This is a genomic window from Candidatus Glomeribacter gigasporarum BEG34, assembly GCF_000227585.1.
GTDB lineage: Bacteria > Pseudomonadota > Gammaproteobacteria > Burkholderiales > Burkholderiaceae > Glomeribacter > Glomeribacter gigasporarum_B.
In genome coordinates this window covers 92,613-108,066 of record NZ_CAFB01000035.1, presented here as the reverse complement: position 1 = coordinate 108,066, position 15,454 = coordinate 92,613, and the positions used below count along the sequence as shown (strand labels likewise).

The window sequence follows — 15,454 nt, the reverse complement described above, 5'->3', positions numbered from 1 at the left end:
TGTTGGCCCCTAAATCGCGCCTTCAGCCACGACCGGCGTCACCAGAATGACCACCGCCTCGCGATTCATCCGGCCGCTGAACGAACCGCCCAGGCCGATCGGCATTTCTTTCGCCAGCGCGCGTTTATCATACTGACCGAACTGGCGCTCATAGCCGAAGATCACCAGCGTCTGGCCCGGACGCATCGCGGCCTTTTGCAGGAAATCGGTACTTGAAATCATCGGCGTCTGAATGCTTTGCTGATTTTTGCCTGATCCGGAGGTTTGCTTGTCCAATGCATCCAGAGATGAAATCCCCACTGAAAATTGCAGCAGGATACGATTGCTCTCGAGTACGGTGGGTAACAGATTCAGCATAAAGCCCGTGGTGACGGTGCCGGGCGTTAAGCCGGGCGTGCCACCGCTGCCGCCGCTGGCCCCGGCCGGCGCGGGCGTGATTTCAGCGAGATATCCGGTTTGCTGGGTAATCGCCACCGGAACAGGCTGTCGATTCAGGGTCAGTGCATTCGCGGTCGTCACCATTCGAACGCGCCCGTAGTGGCTCAGCGCTTTGAAGAAGGCCTTCGAACCGGCCCACGGCCCACCCTGCCCAGATTCGGGCGAGAGGATGGAAATCCCCATACTGCCCGCATGCGTACCTGCGAGCGAAGCCGGCGATGAAAAACTCAATGACCAACCGCCAAGCTGCGCGGCTTTCTGGAACACCAGCGCCCAATCGATTCCATACGCCTGAGCGCCGGTGATTTTGACCGACAGCACTTCGACGCGCATCGCCACCTGACGGGCCAATACACTGTTTTCATGTCCGATCAGACGGGCGATCTCTTCAACCGCAGCGCGTGTATCGGTCACGGTAATCGTCCCGGTCGCTTCCGAGATCGAATAGCGGCCCATCGGCGTCTTGATCGCCTGAATGGATTTTTCCAGCGCGGACCAGACGCTGTACGCCGAATCCATTTTCACCTTGGTCGTGGATGCGTAACCGCCTGTGGATGTCTTGGCGCCGCTTTGCGTTTGCGAATCGCGCCCCAGGGCCGCATCGAAGCCGGATGCGCCCGGAATGGCCTTGAGCGTGAATGTTTGGGTCATCAGTCTGCGCAGCGTAATCATCCCGTCGTGGTAATCCCACGAAATACCGGCCCGCGCACAGAGCAGTTCAAGATAACCGGACAGCGTCCCCAGGTAATTCATGTCATATTCGACGCTGTCATCCGGGGCAACCGTGGCCGATACACCCGCCGCGAGCACGCCGCCCGCCGCCGGACTCGGTAACGCGGGCAGCATCGCGCGGGCCTGCGTCCGGCCTGCGTTCTCAGGCGTTATGCGTGTACCGTTGGCCGCCATGAACGCCGTCATCGGCATCAGCACATCCGGCTGTACGCGCACCGGAATATGCGTGACCTGAGTCAGCTTCTCGGCAATCGTCATGATGTTGCCCTTGCCGAACTGAAAGCGAAAATCGGTACGATGAAAGATGTCCGGTAAAGTGGCGTCGTTTTGAATCGGCACCGCATGCGCGCCAAGCCAGGCGCCTCCGACACGTTGCACGACGCGCGTGTCTGAACGCGCGCTTTGCAGCATGGCACGGTTGGACTGCGCTGTTTGGTCAAGCAGCTGATCCGTTTGACGGTCCATCTCCTGCTGCATCGTCTGACAGGCCGAGAGAATCAACGAAAAGAGGGGTAGCAGCCACCGGCGCATTACGCATCGCATTGTTTTCGATCTCCATAGTGAAGCACACGCACGACCTGGTTCGCTTCATACAGACACACCAGCAGCGGATAATCGCTGTGCCGCAATGCGTTTGCGAACTGTTCGACCGCATCGGTAAAAGAACCCGAAAACGCGCCTTCCAGCTGGACCGGATAATCCACCCGGATGTCCCAGGACACCTGCCAGCCCGCTTGCGCCGCCCATCGCATCAGCGTTCGGCGCAAGGTCAAATCCTGCGCGCGCACGGTCCAGTGCATGGCACGCGGCGTATCACCGGCGGATTCTGCCGCTTGAGTGGACTCGCGCAATACCAGGCGCTTGCGCGCCCAATCGATGTCCGTTTCAATGCGATGTGCGCTTGGCGTTGCGGCGAGCGCGCTGTGCAGCACCACATCCCAGGGTTTGCCGCCTTGCCATGAAAGGATCTGTTTGGGATGCACACCGCGCAGTTCGGCATGAAAGTCATGCGGCACAACAGCGGACAACATGTCGGACAGCGTCACGTTGTGGCCTTTGCCCTCACGAAGCGCAACGTGGGCGGGGCGGGCGCTCTCGCTCTGAAGATCCTTCTGCTGACCATCGGCTGTGGGAGAGCGGATGGAAGCAGGCGGTAGATTGGCCTGATTCACAAAACCGGCCTGTGCATTCAAGGCCCACGACGTGCCAATGCCAAACAGGATCCGTACAGATAGAAGCGCAACCCGGTGTTTTTTCATTCGAATCGGCTCCGATTCGGCCCGTACCTCGCCACAATCACTGTACCGCGCAGCCGATGACGGATCGCGCGCAACAGAACCGGCAGCGTGAGGCCTTTTTTTTCCATCAGAAAGAAACCGAGTATGGCGATCATCCCAGCGGCGAAGGTCCACTTCCTGGGGTGATAGAGCCACATCAGCAACGGAAAGAACGCACGGGCATCGATCCCCAGAATGCGCAAAGGACGCGCGGCATCGCGCCATACGGAATGACGGATATTCATGCGGCGTTCTCCTGAATGGGGGTCATGAGGACGAGTACGTCTTCCGCCCATTTCAGTGAAAAACCGCCTTGAGCCTCGTCCTGCGAGGTTTTACTCAAAAATGAGTAAAAGTCCTTTCCTTCTTCAAAGCGGTATTCAGCAATGCGGCGGGCGATCCCATCATTAAAGCGCGTTGAACTTTCCAAAAACGCATGCAATTCCCTTGCGCTGACTGACTGGATGGGCCGGTCGCCTATGGTTCGAATCTCTACCTTGATCAAGGCTTTCATCGGGTTTTCTCTATTTCTGCGCCCAAGGCCGGAATTCCGGCAATTTCTGCAACCAGTTCTTGAGTGTGCTGGTTTTCAAGCCAATCATTTGGCCAGCGTCGTTTTTTTCTGCTCGCTGCCCGCTCTTCTGGTTTTCAGCGATGAGGTGCGTGTGGCCGAGTTCAGAGAGCAGGTCGATGTGCGTGAGCTTGTGTACGAACTGATTCACGCTCAATGCCGCCGCGTTTTTATCCAATCCCAAAGCCCGGGCGGCACGCATCGCCAGCGGGACTAATCTGAACGCTGCGGTGAATGTGGCAAGCGGTGTGCTGTGCACGGATTCCTGGCGGCGGGTGGCCAGTGCATTAAAAGTGCGAATCACCTTCAGATGAAATGCGGAGCTGACCCACATCGCATAGGCATAGACGAGTTCTTTGCAGACGTAGGTACCGCGATGATGGCCTCCATTAGTTGTTTTAACGGCACTTCTCACATCTGAGAAGTGGATGGTGCCATACGGCTTTTCCTCTGTGGCGAGTGGCGAAACTGACGGGATTCCGTCAGTTTTAAGCGCTCCTTCCAAACTGCTCAGATGTGAGCCGTTTATTTCCGCTATGAGCGCTTGTGTGGTATCCAGCCGCAGAAAATTGGCGGGTTTATGCCGATCTTCCCCGCCCGACGCCTTGTGCAGATCATTCAGACAATAGCGTCCTTCAGCATCTTGCTGAATGGAAATCTTGGAAATCATCAATGTATTCATGCTGCGTCGCCTCCTAAGTCATATTAAACGTGTGCTTGGCCGATGAGACGCTGGCGGATAGGGATGAAGGTATTCATGCAACCGCCTCTCCTGCATAACGCCGAAAGAGCGTCTGATCGATCCGCTGACGATCCAGCAGCTGACGCAAACCGGTTGCCCGGTCTTGCCGCATTGAGCGCACTTCTTGATTCAGGAACGCGCCCCACTGCGCGAATGGCATTGCACTCATCCGTTCTTTGATCTCACGGCTGAAATACAGCCATTCGCGCACGGCGGACCGTTCGCCATCCAGTGTGGGGACGAGTATTTGCACCACAATCAAGCGCAGCGCATCTAATAGCTTTGAAGCGATCGCGCAATGCGCGTCCAGCGGAAAGACCTGGATCGCGCGGTTGATCGTCTGCGCAACGCTTTCGGTATGCATCGTGCCGTAGGCACCGTGCCCCGTCAGCGCCGCTTCGACGAGCGCGCGGATGGTCTCGGCGTCGCGCGCCTCTCCGATGCCAATCAACGTCGGCTTGCACCGCATCGCGTTGCGCAACCCGTGCGCGAAGCTCGGAATATGCCGCCCGATCTGCATTTGCCGGATTTTAGGTCCGATGTTTTTAACGGTGCTGAACAAAAACTCGATGGGGTCTTCGTACAGCAAAATCTTAGCGTCGCGTTTCGATTGGGATACCGCTGCATAGAAGGACGACATCAAGGTCGTCTTGCCTGAACCTGTCGGCCCGCAGATCAACACCAGGCCGTGCGGCTGAAATAGGTTCTCTCGAATCCCGACCGGCAGTCCCAGCGTATCCAACGTGGGCGGCGTCTGCGGGATCGCGCGCAGGGTGATGGAGAGGCCGTCATCCGCATCTCCAATGTGCGCGCCTGAAATATTGACCCGATAGCGATACGCCGTGCGCTCGATGACGAAGCCATACGGACGATCCATGTCTCGCCCGCTCTTGATGACGCCGATGACCTCATTGCCGAACGCGAGCGAAAGCAGCATTTTGAGTTCGCCTTCCTTCATGGCGCGCATCGTCAACGGAACCTGACGGCCCTTGAGTTCACCCCACACCCGATCCCCGGTTTGAAACACGATATCCGATGCGCTGTTGGACGTCGCCCAGGCCAGGAATACCTGGAGCTGTGTCACGCCGAAATTCGGCGCAAGAGGAAATGGATCGATGCGCGCGCTCATGGCTTTGTGCCCGAAGAGGACGCAGGCGCAACGACAGGCCGCCATCGCCTGGCATCCAGAATTAAGCCGCCCGGGTCCGTGATGCGGTAGAGCGTATCGCCGATATTGAGATGAGTGGCGTCGCCCGTCACAATCGCCGGCGCCGCCGAGACAGTCGGCTCGACGACCAGGCCGCGTTTCAAGAGGGCGGTATAACGCAGCATGCCCAAAAAGGTTCTATCGAGCCGCGCGCGGTTACGCTCCAGAATCTGGTCCGCGAGCTGCCGGCCGTGCGTATAGCCCATCCGGACTTGCTGTGTCCAATACGCGCGTTCATCCGGTGTTCTCGGCAGGGCGGCAGCAGTGGGCCGTTCTTTGGAGGGCTTCGTCCTGAGCCCCACGAACAGATCATCCCGCCACGAAGGCGGCGTTGTGACAAAGCGCGCGCGTGCCACCATCCGGTAGATGCGATCCGCCACACGCAATTGATCCCCCGTCACTTGCACCGCATCCCGCGCTTCTGTAATCACAGGAGGCAAAACGCCGCGCGGGCTCACCAATGCCGGGAAACGATAGATCATGTCGAGCTTGTCCGCGCGCGCCTCCAGGGCGGCGATGAGCTGAGCGGAGCGTTCGGCCAGGCCCAGATGGCTGCCTAACAGTTGCGCTGTCTCGCTGAGCAGACTGGCGCGGGCGGAGGAAAGCTTGGGTGCACGTGTCGCAGACGGCGCGGAAAGCTGGGTCAGCGCTTCCAATGACCTCGAAACCGCAGGAGAACCATCGTGCGCCGTCGCCCCTATGCAGGCCGTGCATCCAAGAACGAACGCCAGGGTGTTCCGTTTCTTAAATCGCACAGTAGTGAATCTCCACATTAATGTGCATATTAATAATTATACATATTTAATTTAAGTGATCTCAGTAAAGCAAAAAGAACTGTTCAAGTAGATTTGAAGAGCCCTCCCTGTATAAAGCACCTATTCAACGCATCCGCATCCGCGCTTTATGCTGGATGGCATCGTTCGGAATCTCGCGCAAAAATTCAGTCGCGATTGCCACGCAATGATCGAAGCTCGGCGTATAATTTAAAGTTTTAATATCACAGAAACGTTGACGGATATAGGTATCATGCGCCGTTAACTTTGCCAGGAAAATTTCTCGATGTCGAATCAGGAATTTGCCCGCTTCAAGAAGCGCGCCCGGATCGCGTTCAATCGCTAGACTTAGATCAAAAAGATCACGGGCAGTTGGATGATTGCCTCGATACCACATCTTCTTCGCGATCATTTCAGCGGTGGTTTCTGCCTTAATGGGTTGTCCCATGAGTGTCCATTGATCGTCGCCTGGATCCGTCAAGTTTTGAGATACAACAAAATCGATCTCACCTTCTGGCAAAATAAGCTTGACAAATTGAGCGCCTTCTTCATATTCGCGGGTGATATCGGCCGCTGCCTCATGAATACGAGGATTGACGTATCCGAGATATTGCGGATCGGGTACGAAGATATCAATGTCCTTGCTGAGGCGGTGGTGATGCCGAAGCATTAACAAGGTTCCGCCACCCAGTGTCCAAAATGGGTTTGAAGTCCCGTGCCGTTCCATTTCGTCAATCAGTGTCAACGCGTGGCCAAATAAGCTTCGCCATACGCCCTCTGACAGCGAATCAGGGAATATCAACTCCATATTCTCCGATAAAGATGGAGATTTTTTGACCAGCTTGCCAAGTTTTTCCAGATCTTTTTAGGAGGCGTTTCAAAGAATTGAGCCGTTTCCTCGACCGCTTTGACAACGACGGGCACAGGGACTTCGTCGAGAATCACGGAGATCTGAGATTCACAACCGATCGGAATATGACCTGTCATGAGCGCATGTGCGAGTCGATCCTCAGTTAATTGGCCCTTGTAACTGACATTTGCGCTGACCGAGGCTTTAAAAAGCCCGTTTTGATGAGGACGCGGCTGGGTTGTAAGCTCCATCCCAAGAATGCCCAAAAGCGGAATCAGTTTGTTGATCCCTAAGTCTTTAATTTTCCCGGTTTCGAGCTGATTGATTGTAAACCGCGAAAGCCGGGCGAGTTTTGCCAATTGTGCTTGGGTGAGCCCCAGTTCTGCCCGTCGTTTTGCGACACTTTGGCCTATTTCGTAGAGCTGCATCACTGTCCCCCACAACACCGTTTCAGTTTCGATATGTAAATTATATCCTACATATCAAGGAGCAAATATTCATGGATCAGACCCTTTGCCGGGTTGCCGGTGCGTGATGACCTGATTGACAGCGGATATCACCCAATCGGCGGTCATCTGGCCGCGCATGGAAAGGCCCGCCACGCGGCGGGAGAAGAGATCCAGGACGGCAAACACATACCGGCGCTCCGTTTTTTAAATCGCACGGTAGTGAATCTCCACTGCATCCGTCTTCAACACCACATCGGCACGCGCGCCCAGTTGCATGCCAATGTTCTCCAGCACGCGGACAAAATCCGCGTTCTCTGATTGAATAGATACCGGAATTGGAACGGGACGACCGATCATTGCAAACTTCAAACCTTTCGCTTCAGCCAGGCGGCGCAATACCGCAGGCGCATCGCCCTGCCATTGCACGCTGATGCGATCGCCATCGATTTGCACGTGGCCGGCGTGTGATGCGGTTGTCGAGATTCCGCCCGCCAAGGCGATGTCCGTCAGCAACTGGTTAACTTGATGCGCGGATCGACTGAATTGCGCGTCCAGCATGCGTCCCACCGGATCGTCAACCGGTGGCGGGGTGTTGCGCAGCCTGCGATCATGCAGAAGGGTAACATCCATATCATGCGCGAGAAGGCAAAGGACATGGGCTCTGTTTGTCAATTCTAGTGTGTTTAGTCTATATATGAATTTTTAATATTGTACATAATAAATTAAGACTAGATTATCCAATCAGCATAATAGACGGTGCGAATCTCCAACCTTATCCTTCTCTTCTCAATAAAACGGGCTCGGGGAGCATGCCATGCAATCAGAAATTCTTGAAACGTTTGAGCATGAAGGCCAAACGATCTTCATCCGTCTGGAAGAAGATGCCTCGGATCAAGACTGGCTGACGGTGCGCCCCTATTACGCGGATGGGATGCTTGTTAATCAGTTCGTCTATTCCGTGCATAAGGAAGAGCGGATGAAGCGCCTTTCCGAAGATGAGGAAGACCCTGTAAAAGAATTTGTGCGCTCAGTGCGCTTTGATATCGAAAGTGAGGCGGCACAAAAACTCGAACAGCCCCGCGGCGGGGAGAGTCAGACTATCCATCAACCGAAGCATTTCTATAAGCCTACTTCATGCAAAATCAGTATCCCGACGGGAAGAGGTTTGCGGAAATATTAGACAATTGTCTAATATTCTGTCTAAAAACGGATTTAAATAATTTATCAAATCCCTCTGAAACCCTTATCAATACTAGTGGGTCGTGTAGGGATCGAACCTACGACCAACGGATTAAAAGTCCGCTGCTCTACCGGCTGAGCTAACGACCCCGTATATATGTGCTTTTAATTTTGAGCCTCTCCTCGCTTTTCTTGTTCAGGCAAGGTCCAGAGTCAAATTTTTTAATTCTATGAATTTATAATGTAGCGGTCAAGTATTTTCGGACAGGTTGAGCGGTACTTTTTCTGGCCTCTGGGTTTCAAAGGCAACAGACGACAGATCATCCGCAGTGGAATGCAAAGTACCGCGTTGTAAAAGCCAATGATGTACTGCGTGATATCACGCCGTGCTTCTTTATTTGGGGAGCTGATGTTGCCAGACGCGCTCCACTTTTAAATTAAGGCATTCGCCTTACGCACAGCGGGTTGTTGAAGCGCCCGACTCGTCACTCAAATAGCAACCCTCCACGGTCATAAAAGGCATCAGTCATGTGGAAAGAGACATTCGATCTCTATACAGATGATCTGATGAGCCAGAATGGATGCGTGCCTGCCACAGGATTGGCCGGCCATATCAGTCACGATACAGGCAGAACAAGAATCGAAAGAGTTGTGGGCTTCACTGTGCTCCCTTACTGCTCAACTGTTTCTGGGGGCAGATCCCTCACCCTTCCAGATACGGCTGATGGGGGCAGGCCACATCTCGCTCCTTTTTCAGATGAATCTCTAAGGATCGCCGGAATATCCCTATTTATTCCCTCCTGTCAAAATACGAAAATTCTGGCTTCAGGACATGGTTTATACAGTCTTGAACGTATAGCAAAGTCTGCAAATGATGTGCGATAGTTTGTACATTCATATTGCATTTACATTTTATTTCTGGAGATTGATATGAAAATGAAGAAAATTGCAGCGGCAGTTTTAGGCTCGTCACTGGGATTGAGCGCGGTACCCAGTTTTGCGGCAAAGACAGCAATATTAAAGGTCTATATGGATGCGCCTGTGCCTCAAGCATGTGATATCACACTGAACGGACAAAGAACAGCATCCGCTCAACTAGGAAGAGTCGATTTTTCGCAACCTGATACGATAATGAGCAGGGACGTTCGGGTACAGATTAGATGTAATGAGAATAGAGTCGCAAAGCTTCGGCTATCCGACGATCGTTTAGGAACCATAGACCCCGGATCAATACCGTCGGAAGAAGAACTGGCACAGTTGGATGTCAATATCGAAGCGCCGCAACAGTACTTTATGTTCTCACAGCGGGGAGCGCGTCAGTTCGGCGGATTCTACGAAATGACCTCTTCAAATTGGACTTATAGAGTAGAAGATCCTGCGTCTAAGGAGATTGGAGAGCCAGCAGCAGCCATCATGGTGGACAGTGCGAACAATCAGTTGAACGCGCTAGATAAATTGGCAAGAGATACTGGATATGCTTTCATATCGGATACAGAAAATGCGGATCCTAATCAGTCAGTCAGTGCAAAGATTTTTGAGGGAGTACTCACAGTGCAGTCAAAAGCCAGAAGGGTTCTGCAAAGGGCTAGAGGTCAGTTAAACGGACAGGTGAAGCTAGAAGCGAGTTATCTATGAAAGTGCGTTTTTGATTCAAATTCCTGCTTGACTAAAAACGGTATGAGCAAAAATCTATGGTTCGCTTCCCATATTTCCGCATGATATGGATCCCCGCAGTTGCGGGGATCCCATTGTTCTGTAGTTTATACGGATGGGTTCACGCAGCCGGGATGAAGCCAGATGTCGCGGCAGTCATTGTTGAAGAGAGCAAAGGCGAGACGACGGTTAAAGTCACCAATACGGATTCAGCGCCTGCGTTGCTCCATACAGTCATCAAAGAGGTGAAGCCAGCGCCAGACAATTCAGCTTCGATCATTATCGCTCCGCCGGTTGCGCGCGTCGAAGGCGGCGAAGTCCAGTTAGTCCGGATTATCCTGCAAGCGCCGCAGCCGTTAAAAGTCGAGCAATATAAACGGATTGTTTTTGAAGGGATACCGCAAAGCAGCCGTGGAGCGGAAACTCAGGTGGGTTTTACTGTGGGCCAAAACCTGCCGCTGGTGATCCGCCCCAAAGGATTTGCGCCCAATTCAGAACCGTGGAAATCGCTGGTTTGGTCAGTGGACAGCGGGAAACGGCTTCAGGTGAATAATCCCGGCCCTTATGTCGTGCGGCTTTCCAATGCACTGCGCATATTACCCGATGTCGGTACGCGCATGCTCCCGCAAACTTATATTCTGCCTGGCGAAACCATTACCCTCTCTCAGCCCTTGCCTGCCGCAGGCAATGCGTCCCGACAGATCAAAATTGAACCCGTCGATGACGACGGCTTACCTATTAGGGGAGGTTATACCGCCCCGCTCGCGCAAACCTCAGGCCGGTAAGTTCCAGACAAGGTTTCTGAGCGGTGAAGCTTCGGTGTATCGCAATCTATCTGATATTGGGGTTGCCCGCCGGCGCAGCTCTGTGCCAGGCTGAATCGGAGCTCAAAGCCGCCGAAGATCAAGAAACAGAAACCGCGCCCTCCGAATTTGATACAGATCTTTTGGAATCGCGCGGCCTTTCGCCGCGTCTGGCTGAGTTTTTCAAAGATCAACCCCGTTTTCTGCCCGGCCTGCACCGCGTCACGCTAATCATCAATGACGACGAGCGTGGCGAGGTACATGCGCGCTTTGATCAGGACGGTCATCTGTGTTTTGACCGGGCCTTGCTTGAGCAGGCGCAACTGGTGATTCCGCCTGCGCTGCAGAAGCAGCCGGAACCGGAGCGCACGCCGCAACGCCCAATGGACGCGGGCGCTGCAACGTCGGACGGCGCCGCTTCCCTGAGCTGCTATGACTATCGACGCGCATTTCCTGAAACCATCATCAAGCTGCAGCCTGGCCAGCAACAAGTCGAGCTGATTGTTCCAACACAGGCGCTGTATTCTCTGGATTCCGACCGCACGCAATATACGCGCGGCGGAACTGCGGGTTTGCTGAATTACGATCTGCTGACCATTGCCGCTCGTTCTCCAGAAGATACAAGCCGCTATCTGTATCTGGATACATTGGCCGGCTTCAATGCAGGCGGCTGGATCGTCCGTAGCAAACAAATCCTCAATATTTTCAGTGGCAAATCGCAATTTGCGCATTTATACGGCTATGCGCAGCGCACGCTCGCCGATTACCCGGCCGTTGTACAGGTTGGGCAAATCAATACCGCAAGCAGCATTTTCCCTGGAACAGCGATTACGGGCATGCAAATTGTGCCGGAATATGCGCTTGACGCCCAGAACACAGGCGCTGTAGTCGAAGGGGTCGCGTCGTCGCCCGCGCGCGTTGAAGTGCGGCAGTCTGGCGCTCTGATCTATTCAACGCTGGTTCCAGCCGGGCCTTTCTCTTTAAGCGCCTTGCCATTGATGAATCAGAGTGATTTAGAAGTCACCGTCATTGAAGAAAACGGCGCTCAAAAACATTTTACGGTACCCGGCATTGCGTTTACGGCTTTCTCTTCTGGAAGAAAGCAGGGATTCTCCGCAGCGATAGGCCAGACGCGCGCGCTGTCCAGACAAAGCCGCGCGCCGCGCCGCTGGCTGGCAAGCGCTGAGGGTAACTGGCGTGTGCGCCGGAATATGGCGCTGGCAGCCGGTTTTCTCGCGCAGACCGATTACCGAACCGTAGGCGCCAGAATCAGCGTGCAGCCGATGCGCCGTCTGAATGCCAGCATCAACACGCTGATATCGCATGATGCGCAGCACAGACAGATTGGCATCCGTAATACGGTACAGTTACACGCCCGTTTGTGGCAACGCATCTTCGCGCAGATTGCGGCTGCACATCAAAGCCCTGGATATCGCAATCAAATAGATGCCTTGTTTAACCGTCGTTCCAACGACCGTTATCAATATAACGGCACCCTGGCTTGGTCACACCGTCTTGTTGGAAATATCCGCGTGAGCTATACACATACAAAGCCCTGGCAGCAGACTGTGGCCAGCAAACGCTGGTTATTGACCTGGAGCAAGTCCATTAGGCGTGTTGCATTGGCATTGGATCTCGAACGGGCGTCCGGCAGACATGCCTCGTCCAGATCGCTTTATTTGAGAGCGCTGATTCCATTAGGAAAATATGAAATTTCTTCTTATATGAGCAAAAACAGCCGGCAAGGCCGTTGGGGTGAGACAGGCGTCACCGCCAGCGTGAGCGATGATCTCAACGATTATGCGAGCTATGATTTTTCAGCCAGCATCGACAGTCAGGAGCGTGTTTTGGCTTACAGCGGCGGACTGAACCTACTGCCGCGTTACACCCGTCTTGGACTGGGCTATTCGCACTTCGGGCGCAGTAGTACATCATACTCGGCGCATTTAACAGGCGGCATTGCAGCGCACCGCAAGGGACCGACCTTTTCGCCGGAACCCATTGAAGATACTTTTGGCATCGCATCGGTTGGAAATTTGAGCGGCGTCAAAATCGATACGCCACAGGGTACGGTCTGGACCGATACATGGGGGCGAGCCGTCATTCCCCGCTTGCCTGCTTTTGGCAAAGGGGAAATTAGCCTGGAAACATACACTTTGCCGCGTAATATTGATATTGGAAACGGATATCGAACCGTCAGAGCAGGACGCGGTTCGGTCAATTTCGTTGATTTTAAAGTGGTGAAAGTGCGCCGCGTGCTTCTCAATGCAGTGAACGCCGACGGCTCCGCTTTACCGAAAGGCGCCTCAGTACATGATCAAGACGGCCGTTTCATCACCATCGTGATCGATAAAGGCCAAATTTTTATAGACAATATAGATTCCGAGTCTATTACAACGCTGTATGTAGAAATGTTTGATGGTACGCGCTGCCAACTGGATTTTAAATTGCCGGAGCGTGCGGATTCAGAGGCATACTATGAAAAATTAAACGCCGTTTGCCGCAATATGTGAGCGAACAAATCGTGAGCCTGCAACCTTTTAGAGCATTTTTCAGTGAGATTGCCCAAGGAGCGAGCGCGAAGACAGTATGGGGATCGATGCGGGCGGAGCAGGTCTCCATCGTACAGCGATGGAGGCGACCCCGCAGCGATCCCGAATACCGAACACGCAGAAGCGACACAGGGCAAGCCGCTGAAAAATGCTCTAGAGTCCCCCCGACAGGAATCGAACCTGTATCTAGCGCTTAGGAGGCGCCCGTTCTGTCCATTGAACTACAGGGAGTTTCAAAAAGCTGAAATGACTTCTGGAGCATTTTTCAGCGGCTTGCCCTGTGCCGCTTCGCGCTTGCGCCAGTGGCAACCTCACTGAAAAATGTGAAGTCACACTCAATTTTTGCGGTTCGGGCAATTTTTCTTACGGCATGCGCCATACAATGCCAGCGAATGGTCATGCAGTGCAAAACCGCGGCTTTTGGCAATATTTTGCTGGCGCTGCTCAATCTCGGCATCATAGAATTCTTCCACCTGTCCGCAATTGATGCAAACGAGATGATCGTGATGCGAGCCTTCGTTCAGTTCAAATACCGATTTGCCGGACTCAAAATGCTGGCGCGCGAGCAGACCCGCCTGTTCAAATTGCGTGAGGACGCGATAGACCGTCGCCAGTCCAATATCCAGTTTTTCATTGAGCAATGCGCGGTAGACATCCTCAGCGCTTAAATGCCGGATTTCGCTGTGCTGGAAAATTTCGAGAATTTTCAGGCGCGGCAGCGTCGCTTTAAGGCCGCTGCTTTTCAGGCTGGAGTGGTTGGTCATCGCAACGGACGCACGGGTTTTATCAATGAATCAAAGAACTATATCAGGAGAGTACAATGCAGGCTAATCCGTGCACAGGCGCTCAAACAGCGCCATTTATCACCTGATTAGAAATATTCAGAATGCTGAAAGATTCCAATCGCTACGCCGCATATCGGGCAGGACGCCTGTTTTCATCGATATGCGGCATTCTTCTGCTGGCTAACTGCTCGTTGTATAACACGGTCACGCGCCGCGCGGTGCAAAGCGTCACCCCCTATCGCATCACGGTCGTCCAGGGTAATTTTGTGTCCAGTGAAGCCGCTGCGCAATTGAAAGCCGGGATGACGCGCGAACAGGCGCGCTCTGTGCTGGGAACCCCGCTTCTCGCGGACATGTTTCATGCCAACCGATGGGATTATCTGTTTTATTTCAGACGCGGAGAGACTCAAGTGGTGCGGCAGCGCCATCTGACCCTTTATTTTGATCAAGACCAGCTCACGCATTGGAGCGGCGCTGAAGACTTGCCGACTGAATATGAACTGATCGCGGAAATCGATGGCGATAAGCGCGCAAATACGCGCGGTAGACAAAGGAGGGCGGCAAAACGTCCATCCGGTCAGTCACACATCGAATGAGGGAGCGTTTGCTTTCTGATGCCGGCTCTAAAAATTGCAATCTCAGGCATTTCCGGCCGAATGGGCCAGATATTGGTCCAGGCAGCTCTGGAAGATCGCAGCGTACAACTGGCCGGCGCGCTGGCGCGCGCTGGAAGCGAATGGACGGGGAGAGACGCCGGCGCGCGTTTTGGTCAAACAACCGGGGTCGCGGTCTCGGAGGATATTGAGGCGGGGCTGGCGAAGGTTGAGTATTTGATCGATTTCACCTCTGCTGAATACACGCTCGCTTGTCTGCCGGTGGCGCGCCGGCATGGCATCAAACTGGTGATTGGCACCACCGGTTTTAGCGAACAACAGCGCGCCGGGATTGAAATTGCATCGCGCGCGCTTCCGATTGTGCTGGCGCCGAATATGAGTATGGGCGTTAACCTTTATCTCAAGTTAATCGAGACGGCGGCGCGGCTTTTTAAGGATCGGTACGATATTGAAATTATTGAGGCGCATCACCGGCACAAAGCCGATGCGCCCTCTGGCACCGCGCTCAAAATGGGTGAAATCATCGCGCGCGCAACAGGGTGCGATTTATCCAAAATGTCCGTCTGCGGACGCACTCCGATCACCGGTGCGCGCAAACCATTGGAAATCGGTTTTTCAGCGATTCGCGGCGGCGATATTGTGGGCGATCACACCGTTCTGTTTGCCGGAGAGGGCGAGCGCATCGAGTTGACCCATCGCTCGAGCAGCCGCGCCAGCTACGCATTGGGCGCGCTGCGCGCGGTGCACTTTCTGGCGGATAAAACGAGCGGACTGTTTGATATGCAGGATGTGCTCGGTTTGCGCTAGCTAGAGCGTTGCTCGTCTACAC

General features: G+C 54.0%; 17 protein-coding genes, 2 tRNA genes and 2 pseudogenes. 7 read left to right on the top strand and 14 right to left on the bottom strand.

All coding sequences use genetic code 11. The features are described 5' to 3' along the window. Positions 1 to 9 precede the first annotated feature (9 nt). The 11 genes from pilN to CAGGBEG34_RS09530 form a co-directional block, all read right to left on the bottom strand. Complete coding sequence (gene pilN, locus CAGGBEG34_RS01805; RefSeq protein ID WP_006682186.1) at positions 10 to 1,701, bottom strand: PilN family type IVB pilus formation outer membrane protein; 1,692 nt, start codon at positions 1,699 to 1,701, stop codon at positions 10 to 12. Further along, the gene (locus tag CAGGBEG34_RS09540) at positions 1,701 to 2,429 is read right to left on the bottom strand and encodes a toxin co-regulated pilus biosynthesis Q family protein (protein ID WP_006682185.1); all 729 of its coding nucleotides are present in this window, start codon (positions 2,427 to 2,429) and stop codon (positions 1,701 to 1,703) included. Before CAGGBEG34_RS09540 ends, pilN begins: the two co-directional genes overlap by 1 nt. Then, on the bottom strand, positions 2,426 to 2,692 hold the full coding sequence (gene icmT, locus CAGGBEG34_RS10945; RefSeq protein ID WP_006682184.1) for an IcmT/TraK family protein: 267 nt from the start codon (positions 2,690 to 2,692) through the stop codon (positions 2,426 to 2,428). The genes CAGGBEG34_RS09540 and icmT overlap by 4 nt, the downstream gene beginning before the upstream one ends. Further along, positions 2,689 to 2,961, bottom strand: a complete 273-nt coding sequence (locus CAGGBEG34_RS01790) for an antA/AntB antirepressor family protein (RefSeq protein ID WP_050009281.1) — start codon at positions 2,959 to 2,961, stop codon at positions 2,689 to 2,691. Before CAGGBEG34_RS01790 ends, icmT begins: the two co-directional genes overlap by 4 nt. 10 nt (positions 2,962 to 2,971) lie before the next feature. Then, the gene (locus tag CAGGBEG34_RS09535) at positions 2,972 to 3,700 is read right to left on the bottom strand and encodes a KilA-N domain-containing protein (RefSeq protein WP_006682183.1); all 729 of its coding nucleotides are present in this window, start codon (positions 3,698 to 3,700) and stop codon (positions 2,972 to 2,974) included. A gap of 73 nt (positions 3,701 to 3,773) precedes the next feature. Further along, positions 3,774 to 4,934: a type IV pilus twitching motility protein PilT gene (locus CAGGBEG34_RS01780; protein WP_081463709.1), complete on the bottom strand. Its 1,161-nt coding sequence runs from the start codon at positions 4,932 to 4,934 to the stop codon at positions 3,774 to 3,776. After that, entirely contained in the window at positions 4,886 to 5,740 is an 855-nt protein-coding gene (locus CAGGBEG34_RS01775) for a type IV secretory system conjugative DNA transfer family protein (protein ID WP_081463708.1), read from the bottom strand. The genes CAGGBEG34_RS01780 and CAGGBEG34_RS01775 overlap by 49 nt, the downstream gene beginning before the upstream one ends. Positions 5,741 to 5,846: 106 nt before the next feature. Continuing rightward, a complete protein-coding gene (locus CAGGBEG34_RS01770) occupies positions 5,847 to 6,548 on the bottom strand; it encodes a nucleotidyl transferase AbiEii/AbiGii toxin family protein (RefSeq protein WP_042687546.1) in 702 nt (233 codons plus the stop codon). Then, positions 6,539 to 7,018, bottom strand: a complete 480-nt coding sequence (locus CAGGBEG34_RS01765; protein WP_006682179.1) for a helix-turn-helix domain-containing protein — start codon at positions 7,016 to 7,018, stop codon at positions 6,539 to 6,541. Before CAGGBEG34_RS01765 ends, CAGGBEG34_RS01770 begins: the two co-directional genes overlap by 10 nt. A 69-nt stretch (positions 7,019 to 7,087) precedes the next feature. Continuing rightward, complete coding sequence (locus tag CAGGBEG34_RS10940; protein WP_158641768.1) at positions 7,088 to 7,225, bottom strand: hypothetical protein; 138 nt, start codon at positions 7,223 to 7,225, stop codon at positions 7,088 to 7,090. An 18-nt stretch (positions 7,226 to 7,243) separates the two neighbouring features. Continuing rightward, positions 7,244 to 7,669 carry a DotD/TraH family lipoprotein gene (locus CAGGBEG34_RS09530; RefSeq protein ID WP_006682178.1) on the bottom strand — a complete coding sequence of 142 codons (426 nt, stop codon included), beginning with the start codon at positions 7,667 to 7,669 and terminating at the stop codon, positions 7,244 to 7,246. A 184-nt stretch (positions 7,670 to 7,853) separates the two neighbouring features. Here CAGGBEG34_RS09530 and CAGGBEG34_RS01755 point away from each other — a divergent pair, with 184 nt between their 5' ends. Next, complete coding sequence (locus CAGGBEG34_RS01755; protein ID WP_006682177.1) at positions 7,854 to 8,219, top strand: DUF1488 family protein; 366 nt, start codon at positions 7,854 to 7,856, stop codon at positions 8,217 to 8,219. A gap of 76 nt (positions 8,220 to 8,295) precedes the next feature. Here the strand turns inward: CAGGBEG34_RS01755 and CAGGBEG34_RS01750 are convergent. Beyond that, a tRNA-Lys gene (locus CAGGBEG34_RS01750) sits at positions 8,296 to 8,368 on the bottom strand. Between the two features lie 780 nt (positions 8,369 to 9,148). Between CAGGBEG34_RS01750 and CAGGBEG34_RS01740 the strand changes: the two genes are divergently transcribed. The 4 genes and pseudogenes from CAGGBEG34_RS01740 to CAGGBEG34_RS12085 all read left to right on the top strand — a co-directional run. Further along, positions 9,149 to 9,853 carry a hypothetical protein gene (locus CAGGBEG34_RS01740; RefSeq protein WP_006682176.1) on the top strand — a complete coding sequence of 235 codons (705 nt, stop codon included), beginning with the start codon at positions 9,149 to 9,151 and terminating at the stop codon, positions 9,851 to 9,853. A 56-nt stretch (positions 9,854 to 9,909) separates the two neighbouring features. Continuing rightward, the gene (locus tag CAGGBEG34_RS01735; protein ID WP_081463707.1) at positions 9,910 to 10,656 is read left to right on the top strand and encodes a fimbria/pilus chaperone family protein; all 747 of its coding nucleotides are present in this window, start codon (positions 9,910 to 9,912) and stop codon (positions 10,654 to 10,656) included. A 23-nt stretch (positions 10,657 to 10,679) separates the two neighbouring features. Then, complete coding sequence (locus CAGGBEG34_RS01730; protein ID WP_042687539.1) at positions 10,680 to 13,187, top strand: fimbria/pilus outer membrane usher protein; 2,508 nt, start codon at positions 10,680 to 10,682, stop codon at positions 13,185 to 13,187. Between the two features lie 27 nt (positions 13,188 to 13,214). After that, a pseudogene (locus tag CAGGBEG34_RS12085) lies at positions 13,215 to 13,385 on the top strand (2-oxoglutarate dehydrogenase complex dihydrolipoyllysine-residue succinyltransferase); the annotation flags it as partial. On the opposite strand, the gene CAGGBEG34_RS01725 reads toward CAGGBEG34_RS12085, so the two are convergent. Beyond that, a tRNA-Arg gene (locus CAGGBEG34_RS01725) sits at positions 13,386 to 13,457 on the bottom strand. A 104-nt stretch (positions 13,458 to 13,561) separates the two neighbouring features. Continuing rightward, entirely contained in the window at positions 13,562 to 13,990 is a 429-nt protein-coding gene (gene fur, locus CAGGBEG34_RS01720; protein ID WP_006682173.1) for a ferric iron uptake transcriptional regulator, read from the bottom strand. Positions 13,991 to 14,112: 122 nt separating this feature from the next. Between fur and CAGGBEG34_RS01715 the strand changes: the two are divergent. Continuing rightward, positions 14,113 to 14,586 (top strand): annotated as a pseudogene (locus CAGGBEG34_RS01715) (outer membrane protein assembly factor BamE); the annotation flags it as partial. A 39-nt stretch (positions 14,587 to 14,625) separates the two neighbouring features. After that, positions 14,626 to 15,432, top strand: a complete 807-nt coding sequence (gene dapB / locus CAGGBEG34_RS01710) for a 4-hydroxy-tetrahydrodipicolinate reductase (RefSeq protein ID WP_042687536.1) — start codon at positions 14,626 to 14,628, stop codon at positions 15,430 to 15,432. Positions 15,433 to 15,454 lie beyond the last annotated feature (22 nt).

Coding starts and splice junctions, on each gene's coding strand:
- CAGGBEG34_RS01765 (WP_006682179.1), bottom strand. CDS start 7,018: ATGCAGCTCTACGAAATAGGCCAAAGTGTCGCAAAACGACGGGCAGAA.
- CAGGBEG34_RS09530 (WP_006682178.1), bottom strand. CDS start 7,669: ATGGATGTTACCCTTCTGCATGATCGCAGGCTGCGCAACACCCCGCCA.
- CAGGBEG34_RS01735 (WP_081463707.1), top strand. CDS start 9,910: ATGGTTCGCTTCCCATATTTCCGCATGATATGGATCCCCGCAGTTGCG.
- CAGGBEG34_RS01740 (WP_006682176.1), top strand. CDS start 9,149: ATGAAAATGAAGAAAATTGCAGCGGCAGTTTTAGGCTCGTCACTGGGA.
- CAGGBEG34_RS09540 (WP_006682185.1), bottom strand. CDS start 2,429: ATGAAAAAACACCGGGTTGCGCTTCTATCTGTACGGATCCTGTTTGGC.
- CAGGBEG34_RS01775 (WP_081463708.1), bottom strand. CDS start 5,740: ATGTGGAGATTCACTACTGTGCGATTTAAGAAACGGAACACCCTGGCG.
- CAGGBEG34_RS01790 (WP_050009281.1), bottom strand. CDS start 2,961: ATGAAAGCCTTGATCAAGGTAGAGATTCGAACCATAGGCGACCGGCCC.
- CAGGBEG34_RS01770 (WP_042687546.1), bottom strand. CDS start 6,548: ATGGAGTTGATATTCCCTGATTCGCTGTCAGAGGGCGTATGGCGAAGC.
- CAGGBEG34_RS09535 (WP_006682183.1), bottom strand. CDS start 3,700: ATGAATACATTGATGATTTCCAAGATTTCCATTCAGCAAGATGCTGAA.
- pilN (WP_006682186.1), bottom strand. CDS start 1,701: ATGCGCCGGTGGCTGCTACCCCTCTTTTCGTTGATTCTCTCGGCCTGT.
- CAGGBEG34_RS01780 (WP_081463709.1), bottom strand. CDS start 4,934: ATGGCGGCCTGTCGTTGCGCCTGCGTCCTCTTCGGGCACAAAGCCATG.
- CAGGBEG34_RS01755 (WP_006682177.1), top strand. CDS start 7,854: ATGCAATCAGAAATTCTTGAAACGTTTGAGCATGAAGGCCAAACGATC.
- dapB (WP_042687536.1), top strand. CDS start 14,626: ATGCCGGCTCTAAAAATTGCAATCTCAGGCATTTCCGGCCGAATGGGC.
- icmT (WP_006682184.1), bottom strand. CDS start 2,692: ATGAATATCCGTCATTCCGTATGGCGCGATGCCGCGCGTCCTTTGCGC.
- fur (WP_006682173.1), bottom strand. CDS start 13,990: ATGACCAACCACTCCAGCCTGAAAAGCAGCGGCCTTAAAGCGACGCTG.